The following is a 16,751-nucleotide window of genomic DNA, read 5'->3' on the forward strand; positions in this document are numbered from 1 at the left end:
AAATCTCTCAGTTTTCAGCTTGTTTCCAATTTGTTAAAGAACAATAAGATTTCCAATTAAAGTTATCTTTAATTGGCGTCCCCACGGGGATTCGAACCCCGGTTACCGCCGTGAAAGGGCGATGTCCTAGGCCTCTAGACGATGGGGACATCAATTAAAGATACTCTACGCTTCAATCCTTTCTCTCTTCTCTACAATCTATCAGCCAATCTGTGTGAACACTTGTTATCGCTCGTCTCTAACTAAGGAGGTGATCCAACCGCAGGTTCCCCTACGGTTACCTTGTTACGACTTCACCCCAGTCATGAATCATACCGTGGTAAACGCCCCCCTCGCGGTTAAGCTATCTACTTCTGGTACAACCCACTCCCATGGTGTGACGGGCGGTGTGTACAAGGCCCGGGAACGTATTCACCGCAACATTCTGATTTGCGATTACTAGCGATTCCGACTTCATGGAGTCGAGTTGCAGACTCCAATCCGGACTTAGACGTACTTTCTGAGATTCGCTCCACATCGCTGCTTCGCTTCCCTCTGTATACGCCATTGTAGCACGTGTGTAGCCCTACTCGTAAGGGCCATGATGACTTGACGTCATCCCCACCTTCCTCCGGTTTATCACCGGCAGTCTCCTTTGAGTTCCCGTCCAAAACGCTGGCAACAAAGGATAAGGGTTGCGCTCGTTGCGGGACTTAACCCAACATTTCACAACACGAGCTGACGACAGCCATGCAGCACCTGTCTCTCAGTTCCCTAAGGCACTCCAATATCTCTATCGGATTCTGAGGATGTCAAGAGTAGGTAAGGTTCTTCGCGTTGCATCGAATTAAACCACATGCTCCACCGCTTGTGCGGGCCCCCGTCAATTCATTTGAGTTTTAACCTTGCGGCCGTACTCCCCAGGCGGTCGATTTATCACGTTAGCTACGGGCGCCAGAGTTAAACCCCAACCCCCAAATCGACAGCGTTTACAGCGTGGACTACCAGGGTATCTAATCCTGTTTGCTCCCCACGCTTTCGCACATGAGCGTCAGTACATCCCCAAGGGGCTGCCTTCGCCTTCGGTATTCCTCCACATCTCTACGCATTTCACCGCTACACGTGGAATTCTACCCCTCCCTAAAGTACTCTAGCTACCCAGTATGAAATGCAATTCCCAGGTTAAGCCCGGGGATTTCACACCTCACTTAAATAGCCGCCTGCGTGCCCTTTACGCCCAGTTATTCCGATTAACGCTCGCACCCCCCGTATTACCGCGGCTGCTGGCACGGAGTTAGCCGGTGCTTCTTCTGTGAATAACGTCAATTAATAAGGGTATTAACCTCATTACCTTCCTCATCACCGAAAGAACTTTACAACCCGAAGGCCTTCTTCATTCACGCGGCATGGCTGCGTCAGGGTTCCCCCCATTGCGCAATATTCCCCACTGCTGCCTCCCGTAGGAGTCCGGGCCGTGTCTCAGTCCCGGTGTGGCTGGCCATCCTCTCAGACCAGCTAGAGATCGACGGCTTGGTAGGCCTTTACCCCACCAACTACCTAATCCCACTTGGGCTCATCCCATGGCAAGAGCTTTACGCCCCCTTTTATCTCCCGATATTATGCGGTATTAGCTACCGTTTCCAGTAGTTATCCCCCTCCATAGGCCAGATTCCCAAGCATTACTCACCCGTCCGCCACTCTCTCGAAAAAAAAGCAAGCTCTCTTCCGATACCGTTCGACTTGCATGTGTTAAGCCTGCCGCCAGCGTTCAATCTGAGCCATGATCAAACTCTTCAATTCAAAAGTTCAATCGCTCAATAAATACTGACTAAAAATTATTTACCTTTAAAAGTAAAGTAAAAATGAATCTCAAGTTAAGCACTTATTAAGACTTCAAAATTAAAATTTATTTTAAACAAGTCAATCAACAAGTGCCCACACAGATTGTCTGATACATTGTTAAAGAGCAATCCACCAACCTTAAGCCGAACACTCAACTCAAAATAAGGCGAAAATAAAACGACGCACTGCAATTTTAAACATTTCACAACAGCGCGTCGTTGTGTGGTGCGCATTATAGGGATTTTACAATCCTTTGCAACTCTTTTTTGTAAAAATATTTAGATTTTTGATCTTTTGATTAACTCTTGTTCAATCCATGTGAAATTTAAGTGAATTTTACTATTTTATTGTATATTTTTTAGTATGCGGGGTAGATCTACAAGTGAATCCAGAACATAATCTGCCAAACGCTCTCCCTCTTCCGTTATCACTTTCCCCGTACGAACTAACACATTCGTTTTTACAGCCGCTCCGATTCCTGCTTTAAGATCATCTACTTTATCCCCTACCATAATAGATCGTTGCGGATCGATTTCCAATTCTTGCATCGCTTGTAGCAACATACCTGATTTTGGTTTTCGACAGTCGCAATTTTCCTTATATTCACCCTTACCATTGGGATGATGCGGACAATAATAAATACCATCTAAATCCACACCTTGCTCTGCCAATGACCAATCCATCCACTCTGTTAATTGCAAAAATTGATCTTCAGAAAAATACCCACGAGCGATACCTGATTGATTCGTAACCAATACTAACAAATACCCCATTGCTTTTAATTCACGCAATGTATCAATCACCCCATCAATAAATTTAAAATTATCAATTTCGTGCACATAGCCGTAGTCAATATTTAAGGTTCCATCGCGATCAAGAAATACTGCCTTATTCATTTTTATCTCCTTTAAAATCTCCGCTTTATTGTTATACCGACGCATAGTATTACGAATTGAAAAACTTCCTTTGGCATTATCAAACAATAATAAAAAAGAATCTTTTCCCCCGACAGGGTAAAATCGCTAAATTATGGCATATTTCAATAATTTCATTTTCCTCATTAATTATATCTTTTCCGACTGCTCTATAACCAATCCATCTAAAAATATCTCCGTCCGTATATTGACACAGCAATCTAGACGTCTAGAATACCCAAATAAACTTAAAACGCTAAATAGCAAGGGCTTACATGATTAAGCTAAATAATATTACGAAGACTTTTAAATTACCAAACAAAAATTTGACCGCACTTGACAATGTTTCATTACATGTCGAAAAAGGGCAAATTTGCGGTGTTATCGGAGCATCCGGAGCAGGGAAAAGTACATTAATTCGCTGTGTAAACTTATTGGAAAGACCGACCGGTGGTTCCGTCATCGTTGATAATATTGAATTAACGCAACTATCCGAGCGTGAACTCATCCGCGCCCGTCGCCAAATCGGGATGATTTTCCAACACTTTAATTTATTAACCTCACGTACCGTCTTTGAAAATGTCGCATTACCATTAGAATTAGAGGGCGTATCAAAAACAAAAATTCAAGAAAAAATTACCGCACTTTTAGAGCTTGTCGGTTTAAACGATAAACGAGACGCTTATCCAAGCAATCTTTCCGGCGGTCAAAAACAACGCGTAGCGATTGCTCGGGCTCTTGCTAGTGATCCAAAAGTGTTATTGTGTGATGAGGCAACCAGTGCACTTGATCCTGCAACAACACAATCTATCTTAAAATTATTAAAAGAAATCAACCGCACTTTGGGGATTACTATTTTACTTATCACTCACGAAATGGAAGTAGTAAAGCAAATTTGTGATCAAGTGGCGGTAATTGATAAAGGTCAATTAGTGGAACAAGGCACAGTGGGTGAAATCTTCTCAAATCCTAAAACGCAGTTGGCACAAGAATTTATTAGCTCAACATTTCACATTAATTTGCCGGATGAATATTTATCAAATTTGACCGATACGCCAAAACATAGCAAGGCTTATCCAATTATTAAATTTGAGTTTACCGGTCGTTCGGTAGATGCGCCGTTACTTTCTCAGGCTTCAAAAAAATTCGGAGTGGAACTCAGCATTCTTACCTCACAAATTGATTACGCCGGAGGAGTGAAATTTGGCTACACGATTGCAGAAGTAGAAGGCAATGAAGACGCCATTACACAAACCAAGATTTATTTAATGGAAAACAATGTTAGAGTGGAGGTTCTCGGTTATGTTCAATGATATGTTAGCAACATTCAGCCAGCAATTTCCCAATCAATTTGCAAGCCTTCTGGCTGTTTCTACCCTTGAAACAGTGTATATGTCGGTTTTCTCAACATTAATCGCAGTATTATTGGGGCTGCCTATCGGATTTTTAACGTTCTTAACAAATAAGGGCGCAATATTAGAAAATAAAAAACTCAACGGCTTTCTCAATGTCATTATTAATATTGGGCGCTCTATCCCCTACATCATATTATTGCTGGCATTAATTCCACTGACAAGTTGGTTGCTACCGGGTGGAAGTATTGGTGCTAATGCGGCGATTGTTTCATTGAGTGCGGCAGCCACCCCGTTTTTTGCCAGATTAACCAGTAACGCACTTTTTGAAATTCCTGCAGGGCTCACAGAAACTGCCAAAGCAATGGGAGCAACACATTGGCAAATTATTCGTAAATTCTATTTACCGGAATCGCTCCCCACCCTCATCAATGCTATTACACTCACCTTTGTGACCTTAATCGGTTATACGGCAATGGCTGGCACACAAGGTGGGGGCGGATTAGGGAGTTTGGCAATAAACTATGGTGTATATCGCAATATGCCTTATGTAACTTGGGCTGCAACGATCGTCATTGTCGCGATTGTAATGGTTAGCCAAAAACTCGGTGATACGCTTGCAAAACACGTGGATCACCGTTAACGATTTCTCATTAATTTCAACAAAACAAGGAAACATCATGAAATTAAAAAATTTATTTGCAATCACAGCTATCGCCTCAGCACTTGTTTTAACGGGTTGTAAAGATGATAAAAAGGCTGAAAGCGCAGCAAGCTCAATTAAAGTAGGCGTTATGGCCGGGCCTGAACACCAAGTGGCAGAAACTGCCGCTAAAGTAGCAAAAGAAAAATACAACTTGAATGTTGAATTTGTACTTTTCAATGACTATGCGTTGCCAAATACTGCGGTATCTAAAGGCGATTTAGATGCAAATGCAATGCAGCATAAACCTTATTTAGATGAAGATGCAAAAGCGAAAAATTTAACAAACTTAGTGATTGTCGGTAACACTTTCGTATATCCGTTAGCCGGTTACTCTAAAAAAATCAAAAATGTAAACGAGTTACAAGATGGTGCAAAAGTTGTCGTACCAAATGATCCGAGCAACCGTGGGCGAGCGTTAATTCTTCTTGAAAAGCAAGGTCTAATCAAGTTAAAAGATGCCAATAATCTTCTTTCAACCGTATTAGATATTGCGGAAAATCCGAAGAATTTAAAAATTTCGGAAGTAGATACTTCAGTTGCTGCACGAGCATTAGATGATGTAGATTTGGCCGTAGTGAACAATACATATGCCGGTCAAGTTGGATTAAATGCTCAAGATAACGGTGTATTTGTGGAAAACAAAGATTCTCCATATGTAAATATCATTGTTGCCCGTACAGATAACAAAGACGGTAAAGCCGTTCAAGATTTTGTGAAAGCATACCAAACCGAGGAAGTGTATGAAGAAGCAAAAAAACACTTTAAAGATGGTGTTGTAAAAGGTTGGTAATTTTGACCGCACTTTTTTAATTAATAACGAATAAGTCTGCACCTCTAAATTAGATAACGAATCATTTAGAGTGCAGATTTTTGTATTTCTCTTATATACCCCATTTTACTCTTTCAATTTCCTCCTATTAATCTTGCTTTCTGCATCAGGCATTTTTACCCGCTCCACTTTCAATAAAAAATATCCCGTTAATTAAATTAGTTGTCATCAAACTGTCATCTTTTCAAATTAGTATACAAATTACAAAGCAAATCAATCTAAACTAAGGAGAAATATGATGACGCTAAAACTGCAAAAAAAATTTGCATTACTGGGTATTTCAATGAGTTTATTGGCATTTTCCATCAATGCCGAAACATCAAGAATAGCGAGCGGCGATATTTTAATTCAAGGAGGAGCCAAACGTTTAACTTTGGATACCAAAAACGAATTGAACGAATTGCTTCAACAAAAACAAGTCAAAAATGTAATTTTACTTATTGGCGATGGAATGGGAGACTCTGAAATTACAATAGCCCGTAACTATGCCGAGGGTGCTGCCGGTGCCTTTAAAGGGCTGGACTCTCTGCCATTTTCCGGACAAATTACGACTTATGCACTGGATAAAAAAAGCAAATTGATCGAACAAGTCACTGATTCCGCCGCATCAGCAACGGCTTGGACATCAGGCATCAAAACCTATAATGGTGCTATTGGGGTTGATATTAATGGAAAGCCGGTTCAAAATTTAGCTGAAATTGCAAAAAAATTAGGGAAGAGTGTTGGTAACGTGACAACAGCTGAAATCCAAGATGCAACCCCGGCTGCATTGCTTGCACATGTCAGTCAACGGAAATGTTACGGACCACAAGAGACTTCTCAACGTTGTCCTGAAAATGCTTTAGAAAATGGCGGGTTAGGCTCAATCAGCGAACAGTTCCTAGCCTCACCACCGGACGTAGTTTTTGGAGGTGGACGAAAAACTTTTGATGAAATATCAAAAAGCGGTAAATTTAAAGGACAAACCCTTTGGCAACAAATTGAACAAAAAGGTTTTACAGTAGTGGAAAATCTCAGTGATTTAAATGCACTAGGTGATAATGTTAAGTCTCCGGTGCTAGGTTTATTCTCTGCAGGAAATCTACCTGTACGCTGGAAGGGTGAAAAAGCGACATTTGAAGGTAACCGAAATACACCAATTAGCTGTCAAACAAACCCTGAGCGTTCTACAGATATACCAAATCTGGCTCAAATGACAAAAAAAGCAATTCATTTATTGAAAAAAAATCAAAATGGGTTCTTTCTACAAATTGAGGGGGCATCAATCGATAAACAAAATCATAAAGCTAATCCATGTGGACAAATTGGTGAAACCGTGGATTTAGATGAAGCGGTACAAGTCGCTTTGGATTTTGCTCGTGAAGATAATCAAACATTAGTGATCGTTACAGCCGATCACGCTCACACCAGTCAACTTGTTCCGAATAAAGCCAATCCGACCGGTTTAAAACAAACATTAAAAGCTAAAGATGGTTCAATAATGACAATTTCCTATGGCACATCACAAGATAATGAAAGCCAAGAACATACCGGCAGCCAGCTCCGCATCGCGGCTTACGGGCCAAAATCTTATCTGTTTTCCGGCTTACTAGATCAAACTGATATATTTTTTATTATTAAGGATGCATTAGAAGGTAAATAGTCAAATAGATACAAACCTTACTTATCTAGAATAAAAACGTTTAACTAACACGAGAAAGACTAATCTATTTATAGCATAAAGATTAGTCTTTCATTATTTTGAAAAGAAATCATTAATTTTTATTCCTAAGTTAAGAGCAATAAAATTTATACACTAAAATAATATAAAAGATAAAGATAACAAAACATCCAATATTTTAACCGCACTTTCTTTCATCAAATTGCATAGTTACAATAATAGGGTTGATAGTTAAAGACTAATTTTTACCTTGATAGGTTATCGGACAATTTGAAGAGATATATTCCCAAAATAGAACAGCTAGACATCTATATAGGAAAAAACTAAATACGCTGTTCACACTATGATTCACGATAATTTTTCATACCTTAATAGAGATATATTATCAAGACAATGAATGATCGAGAAATAAATAATACTAATATAATAATTCATCTATTCACATAATATATATCTAAAAAAAGCCAATGGTACTCACCATTGGCTTTTTTAATTTTTCAATTATTACTCTGTTGCTTCTGCAACTTCCGGGCGATCAACTAACTCAATGTAAGCCATTGGAGCATTATCACCTGCACGGAAACCACATTTTAAGATGCGTGTGTAACCACCCGCACGTTGAGCAAAACGTGGACCTAATTCATTGAATAATTTAGTAACAGTTTCAATGTTACGAGTACGAGCGAATGCTAAACGACGGTTTGCAACGCTATCTTCTTTTGCTAATGTAATTAACGGTTCAACTACACGACGTAATTCTTTAGCTTTAGGTAAAGTAGTCTTGATAATTTCGTGACTAACTAAAGCACTTGCTAAATTACGAAACATCGCTTGGCGATGGCTGCTATTACGATTTAGTTGACGACCACTCTTACGATGGCGCATGATCTTATCCTTCTCAGAAAAATCTTAACCTATGACCAAACTAGTCTTCAGCAATACTTGCTGGTGGCCAATTCTCAAGGCGCATACCAAGTGATAAGCCACGAGAAGCGAGCACGTCCTTAATTTCAGTAAGGGATTTCTTACCAAGATTAGGCGTTTTTAATAACTCAACTTCCGTACGTTGGACTAAATCACCGATATAGTGAATTGTTTCTGCTTTCAAACAGTTAGCAGAACGAACTGTCAACTCTAAGTCATCAACAGGACGTAATAAAATCGGATCAAATTCCGGTTTTTCTTCCTTAACTTCAGGTTGACGAACATCACGTAAATCAACGAATGCATCGAGTTGCTCTGCTAAGATTGTTGCTGCACGACGAATCGCCTCTTCCGGATCTAACGTACCATTAGTTTCTAACTCAATGATTAACTTATCTAAGTCCGTACGTTGTTCAACACGAGCGGCTTGAACATTATAAGAAATACGATCAACCGGACTATAACAAGCATCTACGAGTAAGCGACCTATCGGGCGTTCATCCGGTTGAGTACGAGCCGAAGCCGGAACATACCCTCTCCCACGCTGAACACGAATACGCATATTGATAGATACGTTTTCATCTGTCAAATGACAAATTACGTGATCTGGATTAACAATTTCAACATCACCATCATGGGTAATATCCGCTGCAACAACAGGGCCAATTCCAGATTTATTTAATGTCAGAATAACATCATCTTTATTCTGTACTTTAACCGCTAGACCTTTAAGGTTTAAAAGCACTTCAAGAATATCTTCCTGAACACCTTCCTTACTACTATATTCATGCAATACTCCTTCGATTTCTACCTCAGTTACAGCATAACCCGGCATTGAAGACAGAAGGATACGACGTAATGCATTACCTAGAGTATGACCAAAACCACGCTCTAATGGTTCAAGGATCACCTTAGTATGAGTTGGGCTAATTTGCTCAATATCTACTAAGCGTGGTTTTAAAAATTCTGTAACAGAACCCTGCATTTTATCCTCTCTTTGCTCTTAAGCTTAACTATTATTTAGAGTAAAGCTCAACGATCAGATGTTCGTTAATATCTGCTGATAAATCAGAACGTTCAGGAACACGTTTGAACACACCTTCCATTTTAGCAGCATCAACTTCTAACCAAGTCGGTTTTTCTCTTTGTTCTGCTAATTCTAATGATGCTTTAATACGCGCTTGTTTTTTAGACTTTTCACGAACAGCAATAACATCATTGACTGAAACTTGAAAAGATGGAATGTTAACGACACGACCATTCACAACAATCGCTTTATGGCTCACTAATTGACGAGCTTCTGCACGAGTTGCAGCAAATCCCATGCGATAAACAACGTTATCCAATCTACCTTCTAACAACACTAATAAGTTTTCACCAGTGTTACCTTTTAAACGGTTTGCTTCTTTATAGTAGTTACGGAACTGACGCTCTAAGATACCATAGATACGACGAACTTTTTGTTTTTCACGTAATTGACTACCATAGTCAGACAAACGCGGTTTACGAGCCCCATGTTGACCTGGTGCTGTATCAATTTTACATTTTGAATCAATCGCACGCACGCCTGATTTAAGAAATAAATCAGTGCCTTCACGACGGCTGAGCTTGAGTTTAGGACCCAAATATCTTGCCATTTTCTTTCTCCAACTATCCTATTACGTCATTAAACACGACGTTTTTTCGGTGGACGACAACCGTTATGAGGAATCGGAGTCACATCAGTAATATTCGTGATACGGAAACCCGCTGCATTTAATGCTCGGATTGTTGATTCACGACCCGGACCCGGACCTTTAACCATAACTTCCAAGTTCTTTAATCCGAATTCTTTAACAATTTCGGCACAACGTTCTGCGGCAACTTGTGCAGCGAACGGAGTTGATTTACGAGAACCACGGAAACCTGAGCCACCTGCGGTTGCCCACGCTAGGGCGTTACCTTGACGGTCAGTAATAGTAACGATTGTATTATTGAAAGAGGCGTGAATATGTGCAACGCCATCTACAACTTGTTTTTTTACACGTTTACGTGCACGAACTGGTGTTTTAGCCATTATTTACCCCGACTATTTTTTGATCGGCTTACGAGGACCCTTACGGGTACGCGCATTAGTTTTAGTACGTTGACCACGTACCGGTAAACTACGACGATGACGTAAACCACGATAACAACCTAAGTCTAATAGACGTTTGATGTTTAGTGTCACTTCACGACGCAAATCACCTTCAACAGTAAATTTACCAACTTCGTCACGCAGTTTTTCAATCTGCTCTTCAGACAATTCTCTGATCTTAACATCTTCAGCAATTCCCGCAGCAGCACAGATAGCTTTTGAACGAGTCTTACCGATACCATAAATTGCAGTTAAAGCAATTACAGTATGTTTATGATCAGGAATGTTAATGCCTGCAATACGGGCCACTATGCACTCCTATTTTAAAATTAATTGGCATTCTGATCTTGAAAAGCCCGTTTTCAGGATACTCAAACAGAATGCCAAGGACATAAATGAGCTGAGCAGTATAGCTGCTCAACCGGTTCTTTGCAAGAAAAATTATCGACTAACCTTGGCGTTGTTTATGTTTAGGGTCGCTACATAACACACGAACAACCCCTTCACGTTTAACAATTTTACAGTTACGACACATTTTCTTTACGGAAGCACGAACTTTCATTGCTTATCCTTTTATATTAATCAGACAATTATTGTCCTAAACCTTTAAGGTTTGCTTTTTTCAACGCAGATTCATACTGAGAAGACATTAAGTGACTCTGAACCTGCACGATGAAATCCATAATTACAACGACAACGATCAAAAGAGATGTACCACCAAAGTAGAACTTAACATCCCAAGCCGATGTCATAATATAAGGAACCAAACATACAAACGTCACATAAAGACCACCGATTAAAGTTAAACGAGTCATTACTTTATCAATGTAACGCGATGTTTGCTCGCCTGGTCTAATTCCTGGAATAAATGCACCAGATTTCTTTAAGTTATCTGCCGTATCACGCGGATTATATTGCATCCCTGTATAGAAGAAACTGAAGAAAATAATTGCGATTGCATAAACAAGCAAATACAAAGGCTGTCCAGGATTTAGCAACATTGATAAATTATTCAACCATTCAAATTTATCATTTTGACCAAACCATTGTGTCAATGTGGCAGGGAATAAAATAATGCTTGATGCAAAGATTGCAGGCATTACATTAGCCATATTAACTTTTAGCGGTAGGTGTGTTGAATGTCCACCTAAAATCTGACGACCTTGTTGACGTTTAGCATATTCAATTCTAATTCGACGTTGTCCTCTTTCTACAAAAACAACAAAATAAGTTACCGCAAAAACAATTGCTGCAATTAGTAAAAGAACTAACGGATGCATTTGTCCTTGACGAGCTTGCTCAATCGTTTGCAAAATAGCTGAAGGTAAACCTGCTACGATACCGCCGAAAACAAGAATTGAAATACCATTACCAATTCCTCTTTCCGTAATTTGCTCACCCAACCACATTAAGAACATGGTTCCAGTTACTAAGCTTACTACTGAAGTAAAATAAAAACCGAATCCAACATTTGGAACCAGTCCCGGCAACATATTAGGTAAACCGGTGGAGATAGCAACTGCTTGAATAGTAGCAAAAACTACTGTCGCATAACGAGTATATTTCGTAATCTTTCGCTGACCCGCTGCACCTTCTTTTTTTAATTCAGCTAAAGCAGGAGAAACCGTTGCTAACAACTGTATAACAATGGATGCCGAAATGTATGGCATGATACCTAGCGCAAGAATCGATGCACGGCTTAATGCACCACCAGAAAACATGTTAAACATATCAATGATGGTGCCTTTTTGCTGTTCAACTAATTGAGCAAGTACGGCTGCATCAATACCAGGAACCGGAATAAACGAACCAATACGATAAATAATCAGCGCACCTAAAACAAAAAGCAATCTACTTCTTAGTTCACTTTTACCGCTATTAGTACTTCTAGTTTGATAACCTGGTTGTTTAGCCATATGCTAATTATTCCTCAACTGAACCACCGGCAGCTTCAATCGCTGCTTTTGCACCTTTAGTTACTTTTAAGCCACGAACGGTAACCGCCGATTTTAATTCACCTGCTAAAATAACTTTAGCAAATTGGATATCTTTAGTTAAAATATTCGCTGCCTTTAAAGCTTCTAGAGTTACCACATTACCTTCTACTTTGGTTAATTCATTTAAACGAACTTCTGCAGTTACCGCAGCTTTCATTGATGTGAAACCAAATTTTGGTAAACGGCGATATAATGGCATTTGACCACCCTCGAAACCACGACGGACACCGCCCCCAGTACGAGATTTTTGACCTTTGTGACCACGGCCACCAGTTTTGCCTAATCCTGAACCAATACCACGACCAAGGCGTTTAGCACTATGCTTCGCACCTTCAGCCGGAGATAGAGTATTTAAACGCATCTCTTACTCCTCCACCTTAACCATGTATGAAACTTGGTTAATCATACCACGTACTGCAGGCGTATCAATTAACTCAACAGTGTGGTGCATATGGCGAAGACCTAGACCACGCAAGGTAGCCTTATGCTTCGGTAAACGAGCAATTGAGCTACGAACTTGTGTTACTTTAATAGTTTTAGCCATTATTAATTACCCCAAAATTTCATCAACAGTTTTACCGCGTTTTGCAGCAACCATTTCTGGTGATTTCATATTTGCTAATGCATCAATAGTTGCACGAACAACGTTAATTGGGTTAGTAGAACCATATGCTTTAGAAAGCACATTACGTACACCGGCAACTTCTAATACGGCACGCATCGCACCACCTGCGATGATACCTGTACCTTCGCTAGCTGGCTGCATAAATACGCGGGAACCAGTGTGAACACCTTTAACCGGATGTTGCAATGTACCTTCGTTTAAAGCAACGTTAATCATATTGCGACGTGCTTTTTCCATCGCCTTTTGGATTGCTGCCGGAACTTCGCGCGCTTTACCATAACCAAAACCTACACGGCCGTTACCATCACCTACTACAGTCAATGCAGTAAAACTCATAATACGACCACCTTTTACGGTTTTTGATACACGGTTTACTGCGATTAGCTTCTCTTGCAGTTCACCAACTTGTTTTTCGATGTTTGACATCTCAATTTACCTCATTAGAACTGTAGACCAGCTTCACGAGCAGCGTCCGCTAAAGTTTGGACACGACCATGATATTTAAAACCGGAACGATCAAAAGCAACGGCCTGAACGCCTTTTGCCAATGCACGCTCTGCAACAATCTTACCAACTACTGCTGCAGCATCTTTGTTACCAGTGTACTTTACTTGCTCACGAATTGCTTTCTCAACAGTTGAAGCAGCGGCAAGCACTTCTGAACCGTTTGGTGCAATAACCTGTGCGTAGATATGACGCGGAGTGCGATGAATAACCAGACGGGTTACTCCCTGCTCTCTCATCATATGACGTGCACGAGCTGCACGACGGATACGAGCTGATTTCTTATCCATAGTGTTACCTTAATTATTTCTTCTTAGCCTCTTTCATACGCACAACTTCATCAGCGTAACGTACACCTTTACCTTTATAAGGTTCAGGACGGCGATAAGCACGAATATCTGCTGCAACTTGACCGATCAACTGCTTATCAGCACCCTTCAACACGATTTCGGTTTGAGAAGGACACTCAGCAGTAATACCTGCCGGTAAAGTGTGTTCTACCGGGTGAGAATAACCTAGACTTAATGCAACAACATTGCCTTTAAGCTGTACTCTATAACCTACACCAACTAATAGTAATTTCTTAGTGAAGCCTTCTGTAACACCGATAACCATTGAATTAACCAATGCACGAGCAGTACCTGATTGAGCATTAGCCTCAACAAAACCTTCACGAGGAGAGAAAGTTAGTTGACCATTATCATGTTTAACTTCAACTGAATTATGAATTGTGCGAGATAACTCGCCATTTTTACCTTTTACTGTTAATAACTGTCCGTCGAGTTTAACATCAACTCCGGCAGGAATACTAACAGGTGCTTTTGCAACACGAGACATCTTCCTACCTCTCTACTAAGCTACATAACAGATGATCTCACCGCCTAAACCCTCTTGACGGGCTTTGCGGTCAGTCATTACACCTTTAGATGTAGAAACGACAGCAACACCTAATCCACCCATTACTTTCGGTAACTCGTCTTTACGTTTATAAATACGAAGACCAGGACGGCTTACGCGTTGGATGCTTTCTACAACCGGCTTACCTTGGAAATATTTTAAAACAATTTCCAATTCAGGTTTTACGCCTTCTAAAACTTTAACGCTTTCAACATAACCTTCTTCAGCTAATACATTGGCAATTGCCACTTTTAGCTTGGATGAAGGCATACTGATCGCAACTTTGTTCGCAGCTTGACCGTTACGAATACGGGTCAGCATATCTGCGATTGGATCTTGCATACTCATTGTACTTTCTCTCCGATTCCAAAATAAAGTGGTTATTACCAGCTAGCTTTTTTAAGGCCTGGGATCTCACCGCGCATTGCAGCTTCACGAACCTTAATACGGCTTAAACCGAACTTACGAAGAACACCGTGAGGGCGTCCTGTTTGGCGGCAACGGTTACGTTGACGAGACGGACTGGAATCACGTGGTAAAGTTTGTAACTTTAACACTGCATTCCAACGTTCTTCGTCAGAGGCATTTACATCAGAAATGATGTTTTTCAACGCGACACGTTTCGCATAGAATTTTTCAGCCAATTTAACGCGTTTTACATCGCGTGCTTTCATTGATTGTTTAGCCATTATAACCTGCCTTATTTACGGAATGGGAAATTAAAGGCAGCAAGTAGTGCTTGACCTTCTTCATCATTCTTAGCAGTAGTTGTGATAGTGATATCTAAACCACGCACACGATCTACTTTATCGTAATCGATTTCAGGGAAGATGATTTGCTCACGCACACCCATGCTGTAGTTACCACGACCATCAAATGATTTCGCACTTAAACCGCGGAAGTCACGAATACGTGGAACAGCAATTGTAATTAAACGTTCAAAGAACTCCCACATACGCTCACCGCGTAGTGTTACTTTACAACCGATCGGATACCCCTGACGGATCTTAAAGCCAGCAACAGATTTACGAGCTTTAGTTACTAAAGGTTTTTGACCGCTAATTGCCGTTAAATCCGCTACTGCGTTGTCTAGCAATTTCTTGTCGGTCAATGCTTCACCCACCCCCATATTCAGGGTAATCTTTTCGATTCGTGGGACTTGCATGACAGATTTGTAGCCGAATTTATTTTTTAATTCGTTTACTACTTGATCTCTGTAGTAATCATGCAGTTTCGCCATCGCATTACTCCAGTTTGTTAGATAATTTCATTGTTAGATTTGAAGAAACGCACTTTTTTGCCGTCTTCGAATCTAAAACCTACACGGTCAGCTTTGTTTGTTTTCGGATTGAAAATCGCAACATTTGAAGCGTCAATCGCCGCTTCTTTTTTCACTAAACCGCCGGCTTTACCCAATGCAGGAACCGGTTTTTCGTGTTTAGTAATAATGTTGATACCTTCAACAAACACCTTACCATTTGGTAACACTTTAGTTACCTTGCCACGCTTGCCTTTGTCTTTACCAGCAAGCACGATTACTTCATCGTTTTGACGAATTTTTGCAGCCATTTCTCACTTCTCCTTACAGTACTTCTGGTGCCAAAGAAATGATCTTCATAAACTTCTCAGAACGAAGTTCACGAGTCACAGGTCCAAAAATACGAGTACCGATAGGTTGCTCGGTGTTATTGTTTAAAATTACACAAGCATTACCATCGAAGCGAATGACTGATCCATCTGGGCGACGAACACCCTTCTTGGTGCGCACAACCACTGCTTTTAACACATCACCTTTTTTCACTTTACCACGTGGAATTGCTTCTTTTACGGTAATTTTGATGATGTCGCCAATTGCAGCATAACGACGGTGCGATCCACCTAGAACCTTGATACACATTACGCTGCGAGCGCCTGAATTATCAGCAACATCCAGCATAGTCTGTTCTTGGATCATATTAGTGCTCCGTTAAGTTTAAAAAAACACCCTTTCGGGACGAACCTGCTTACATCATACAGATGCAAGAGGTTGCGGAATATAGCACAAAGCACTAGGTAAATCAATAAGATTTATGTACACAAAAGACGAAAAGAAAAATAATAGGAGAAAGCATTGGTTTATAAGGCGATTTGTGGAAAATATTGCTCGGTAATATCCACAAAATGAGATAAAGAAATTAATCTAATTTGGTTTCCTTTGGGTAAAAGTGCGGTTAAATTTCTTGCCAAAATATCTTGTTCCAAAGCAAAGCAATATCCTTTACAATTTTCAAAATATTGAGGTGATTTTATCGCCAATAGTACCCCATCTTGCCAAAGCACAACGGCATCCTTTTCAGTGATATGTGAAAAATAATCGGCCAGTTCATCATTGTTGTAAACGGCTTTAGAAAAGCAGTAGAGCATATC

The 16,751-nt window shown here is 40.3% G+C and carries 23 protein-coding genes, 1 tRNA gene and 1 rRNA gene; 4 read left to right on the plus strand and 21 right to left on the minus strand.

What is annotated here, in order from left to right; translation table 11 throughout:
• Positions 1-73 precede the first annotated feature (73 nt).
• The 3 genes from HEMROJRC1_RS03825 to gmhB all read right to left on the minus strand — a co-directional run bounded on the left by HEMROJRC1_RS03825 (position 74) and on the right by gmhB (position 2,717).
• Positions 74-149 (minus strand) — tRNA-Glu (locus HEMROJRC1_RS03825).
• A gap of 94 nt (positions 150-243) precedes the next feature.
• A 16S ribosomal RNA gene (locus tag HEMROJRC1_RS03830) occupies positions 244-1,779 on the minus strand.
• 386 nt (positions 1,780-2,165) lie between these two features.
• Entirely contained in the window at positions 2,166-2,717 is a 552-nt protein-coding gene (gene gmhB / locus HEMROJRC1_RS03835) for a D-glycero-beta-D-manno-heptose 1,7-bisphosphate 7-phosphatase (RefSeq protein ID WP_226691704.1), read from the minus strand.
• A gap of 293 nt (positions 2,718-3,010) precedes the next feature.
• Between gmhB and metN the strand changes: the two genes are divergently transcribed.
• The 4 genes from metN (at position 3,011) to phoA (ending at position 7,264) form a co-directional block, all read left to right on the plus strand.
• Positions 3,011-4,048 (plus strand): methionine ABC transporter ATP-binding protein MetN, encoded by a 1,038-nt coding sequence (metN, locus tag HEMROJRC1_RS03840; protein ID WP_226691705.1) that lies wholly within the window; start codon positions 3,011-3,013, stop codon positions 4,046-4,048.
• Positions 4,038-4,730, plus strand: a complete 693-nt coding sequence (locus HEMROJRC1_RS03845) for a methionine ABC transporter permease (protein WP_226691706.1) — start codon at positions 4,038-4,040, stop codon at positions 4,728-4,730. Before metN ends, HEMROJRC1_RS03845 begins: the two co-directional genes overlap by 11 nt.
• A 37-nt stretch (positions 4,731-4,767) precedes the next feature.
• On the plus strand, positions 4,768-5,583 hold the full coding sequence (locus HEMROJRC1_RS03850) for a MetQ/NlpA family lipoprotein (RefSeq protein WP_226691707.1): 816 nt from the start codon (positions 4,768-4,770) through the stop codon (positions 5,581-5,583).
• A 274-nt stretch (positions 5,584-5,857) separates the two neighbouring features.
• Positions 5,858-7,264, plus strand: a complete 1,407-nt coding sequence (gene phoA / locus HEMROJRC1_RS03855) for an alkaline phosphatase (protein WP_226691708.1) — start codon at positions 5,858-5,860, stop codon at positions 7,262-7,264.
• A 522-nt stretch (positions 7,265-7,786) separates the two neighbouring features.
• On the opposite strand, the gene rplQ is transcribed toward phoA, so the two are convergent.
• The 18 genes from rplQ to HEMROJRC1_RS03945 form a co-directional block, all read right to left on the minus strand.
• A complete protein-coding gene (gene rplQ / locus HEMROJRC1_RS03860) occupies positions 7,787-8,167 on the minus strand; it encodes a 50S ribosomal protein L17 (protein WP_194811365.1) in 381 nt (126 codons plus the stop codon).
• Between the two features lie 40 nt (positions 8,168-8,207).
• Positions 8,208-9,191 (minus strand): DNA-directed RNA polymerase subunit alpha, encoded by a 984-nt coding sequence (locus tag HEMROJRC1_RS03865; RefSeq protein WP_194811364.1) that lies wholly within the window; start codon positions 9,189-9,191, stop codon positions 8,208-8,210.
• Positions 9,192-9,222: 31 nt separating this feature from the next.
• Positions 9,223-9,843, minus strand: a complete 621-nt coding sequence (rpsD, locus tag HEMROJRC1_RS03870; RefSeq protein WP_194811363.1) for a 30S ribosomal protein S4 — start codon at positions 9,841-9,843, stop codon at positions 9,223-9,225.
• Between the two features lie 29 nt (positions 9,844-9,872).
• Positions 9,873-10,262 (minus strand): 30S ribosomal protein S11, encoded by a 390-nt coding sequence (gene rpsK / locus HEMROJRC1_RS03875; protein WP_005543603.1) that lies wholly within the window; start codon positions 10,260-10,262, stop codon positions 9,873-9,875.
• 12 nt (positions 10,263-10,274) lie between these two features.
• On the minus strand, positions 10,275-10,631 hold the full coding sequence (gene rpsM, locus HEMROJRC1_RS03880; protein WP_226691709.1) for a 30S ribosomal protein S13: 357 nt from the start codon (positions 10,629-10,631) through the stop codon (positions 10,275-10,277).
• Between the two features lie 139 nt (positions 10,632-10,770).
• Positions 10,771-10,884 (minus strand): 50S ribosomal protein L36, encoded by a 114-nt coding sequence (gene rpmJ / locus HEMROJRC1_RS03885; protein ID WP_005625868.1) that lies wholly within the window; start codon positions 10,882-10,884, stop codon positions 10,771-10,773.
• 28 nt (positions 10,885-10,912) lie between these two features.
• Positions 10,913-12,238: a preprotein translocase subunit SecY gene (secY, locus tag HEMROJRC1_RS03890; protein ID WP_226691710.1), complete on the minus strand. Its 1,326-nt coding sequence runs from the start codon at positions 12,236-12,238 to the stop codon at positions 10,913-10,915.
• Positions 12,239-12,245: 7 nt separating this feature from the next.
• A complete protein-coding gene (gene rplO, locus HEMROJRC1_RS03895; RefSeq protein WP_226691711.1) occupies positions 12,246-12,680 on the minus strand; it encodes a 50S ribosomal protein L15 in 435 nt (144 codons plus the stop codon).
• Between the two features lie 3 nt (positions 12,681-12,683).
• On the minus strand, positions 12,684-12,863 hold the full coding sequence (rpmD, locus tag HEMROJRC1_RS03900; RefSeq protein WP_005543631.1) for a 50S ribosomal protein L30: 180 nt from the start codon (positions 12,861-12,863) through the stop codon (positions 12,684-12,686).
• A 6-nt stretch (positions 12,864-12,869) separates the two neighbouring features.
• Positions 12,870-13,370 carry a 30S ribosomal protein S5 gene (gene rpsE, locus HEMROJRC1_RS03905; RefSeq protein ID WP_005625871.1) on the minus strand — a complete coding sequence of 167 codons (501 nt, stop codon included), beginning with the start codon at positions 13,368-13,370 and terminating at the stop codon, positions 12,870-12,872.
• 14 nt (positions 13,371-13,384) lie between these two features.
• Positions 13,385-13,738: a 50S ribosomal protein L18 gene (gene rplR, locus HEMROJRC1_RS03910; protein WP_226691712.1), complete on the minus strand. Its 354-nt coding sequence runs from the start codon at positions 13,736-13,738 to the stop codon at positions 13,385-13,387.
• A gap of 13 nt (positions 13,739-13,751) precedes the next feature.
• The gene (gene rplF / locus HEMROJRC1_RS03915) at positions 13,752-14,285 is read right to left on the minus strand and encodes a 50S ribosomal protein L6 (RefSeq protein ID WP_226691713.1); all 534 of its coding nucleotides are present in this window, start codon (positions 14,283-14,285) and stop codon (positions 13,752-13,754) included.
• A gap of 15 nt (positions 14,286-14,300) precedes the next feature.
• Positions 14,301-14,693 (minus strand): 30S ribosomal protein S8, encoded by a 393-nt coding sequence (gene rpsH, locus HEMROJRC1_RS03920; RefSeq protein ID WP_226691714.1) that lies wholly within the window; start codon positions 14,691-14,693, stop codon positions 14,301-14,303.
• A gap of 35 nt (positions 14,694-14,728) precedes the next feature.
• Positions 14,729-15,034, minus strand: coding sequence for a 30S ribosomal protein S14 (gene rpsN, locus HEMROJRC1_RS03925; protein ID WP_226691715.1), 306 nt, complete (start codon positions 15,032-15,034; stop codon positions 14,729-14,731).
• Positions 15,035-15,045: 11 nt separating this feature from the next.
• Positions 15,046-15,585, minus strand: coding sequence for a 50S ribosomal protein L5 (gene rplE, locus HEMROJRC1_RS03930; RefSeq protein ID WP_018356926.1), 540 nt, complete (start codon positions 15,583-15,585; stop codon positions 15,046-15,048).
• Between the two features lie 17 nt (positions 15,586-15,602).
• Positions 15,603-15,914, minus strand: a complete 312-nt coding sequence (rplX, locus tag HEMROJRC1_RS03935; RefSeq protein WP_139990357.1) for a 50S ribosomal protein L24 — start codon at positions 15,912-15,914, stop codon at positions 15,603-15,605.
• 13 nt (positions 15,915-15,927) lie between these two features.
• Positions 15,928-16,299 (minus strand): 50S ribosomal protein L14, encoded by a 372-nt coding sequence (gene rplN, locus HEMROJRC1_RS03940; RefSeq protein ID WP_005548786.1) that lies wholly within the window; start codon positions 16,297-16,299, stop codon positions 15,928-15,930.
• Positions 16,300-16,460: 161 nt separating this feature from the next.
• Complete coding sequence (locus HEMROJRC1_RS03945; protein ID WP_226691716.1) at positions 16,461-16,748, minus strand: DsrH/TusB family sulfur relay protein; 288 nt, start codon at positions 16,746-16,748, stop codon at positions 16,461-16,463.
• Positions 16,749-16,751: the final 3 nt, after the last annotated feature.

Origin of the sequence: Rodentibacter sp. JRC1, from assembly GCF_020521555.1 — a bacterium.
GTDB lineage: Bacteria > Pseudomonadota > Gammaproteobacteria > Enterobacterales > Pasteurellaceae > Rodentibacter > Rodentibacter abscessus.

Excerpts from the sequence above, each read along its gene's own strand:
- gmhB (WP_226691704.1), bottom strand. The coding sequence starts at position 2,717 with ATGAATAAGGCAGTATTTCTTGATCGCGATGGAACCTTAAATATTGAC.
- metN (WP_226691705.1), top strand. The coding sequence starts at position 3,011 with ATGATTAAGCTAAATAATATTACGAAGACTTTTAAATTACCAAACAAA.
- HEMROJRC1_RS03845 (WP_226691706.1), top strand. The coding sequence starts at position 4,038 with ATGTTCAATGATATGTTAGCAACATTCAGCCAGCAATTTCCCAATCAA.
- HEMROJRC1_RS03850 (WP_226691707.1), top strand. The coding sequence starts at position 4,768 with ATGAAATTAAAAAATTTATTTGCAATCACAGCTATCGCCTCAGCACTT.
- phoA (WP_226691708.1), top strand. The coding sequence starts at position 5,858 with ATGATGACGCTAAAACTGCAAAAAAAATTTGCATTACTGGGTATTTCA.
- rplQ (WP_194811365.1), bottom strand. The coding sequence starts at position 8,167 with ATGCGCCATCGTAAGAGTGGTCGTCAACTAAATCGTAATAGCAGCCAT.
- HEMROJRC1_RS03865 (WP_194811364.1), bottom strand. The coding sequence starts at position 9,191 with ATGCAGGGTTCTGTTACAGAATTTTTAAAACCACGCTTAGTAGATATT.
- rpsD (WP_194811363.1), bottom strand. The coding sequence starts at position 9,843 with ATGGCAAGATATTTGGGTCCTAAACTCAAGCTCAGCCGTCGTGAAGGC.
- rpsK (WP_005543603.1), bottom strand. The coding sequence starts at position 10,262 with ATGGCTAAAACACCAGTTCGTGCACGTAAACGTGTAAAAAAACAAGTT.
- rpmJ (WP_005625868.1), bottom strand. The coding sequence starts at position 10,884 with ATGAAAGTTCGTGCTTCCGTAAAGAAAATGTGTCGTAACTGTAAAATT.
- secY (WP_226691710.1), bottom strand. The coding sequence starts at position 12,238 with ATGGCTAAACAACCAGGTTATCAAACTAGAAGTACTAATAGCGGTAAA.
- rplO (WP_226691711.1), bottom strand. The coding sequence starts at position 12,680 with ATGCGTTTAAATACTCTATCTCCGGCTGAAGGTGCGAAGCATAGTGCT.
- rpmD (WP_005543631.1), bottom strand. The coding sequence starts at position 12,863 with ATGGCTAAAACTATTAAAGTAACACAAGTTCGTAGCTCAATTGCTCGT.
- rpsE (WP_005625871.1), bottom strand. The coding sequence starts at position 13,370 with ATGTCAAACATCGAAAAACAAGTTGGTGAACTGCAAGAGAAGCTAATC.
- rplR (WP_226691712.1), bottom strand. The coding sequence starts at position 13,738 with ATGGATAAGAAATCAGCTCGTATCCGTCGTGCAGCTCGTGCACGTCAT.
- rplF (WP_226691713.1), bottom strand. The coding sequence starts at position 14,285 with ATGTCTCGTGTTGCAAAAGCACCTGTTAGTATTCCTGCCGGAGTTGAT.
- rpsH (WP_226691714.1), bottom strand. The coding sequence starts at position 14,693 with ATGAGTATGCAAGATCCAATCGCAGATATGCTGACCCGTATTCGTAAC.
- rpsN (WP_226691715.1), bottom strand. The coding sequence starts at position 15,034 with ATGGCTAAACAATCAATGAAAGCACGCGATGTAAAACGCGTTAAATTG.
- rplE (WP_018356926.1), bottom strand. The coding sequence starts at position 15,585 with ATGGCGAAACTGCATGATTACTACAGAGATCAAGTAGTAAACGAATTA.
- rplX (WP_139990357.1), bottom strand. The coding sequence starts at position 15,914 with ATGGCTGCAAAAATTCGTCAAAACGATGAAGTAATCGTGCTTGCTGGT.
- rplN (WP_005548786.1), bottom strand. The coding sequence starts at position 16,299 with ATGATCCAAGAACAGACTATGCTGGATGTTGCTGATAATTCAGGCGCT.
- HEMROJRC1_RS03945 (WP_226691716.1), bottom strand. The coding sequence starts at position 16,748 with ATGCTCTACTGCTTTTCTAAAGCCGTTTACAACAATGATGAACTGGCC.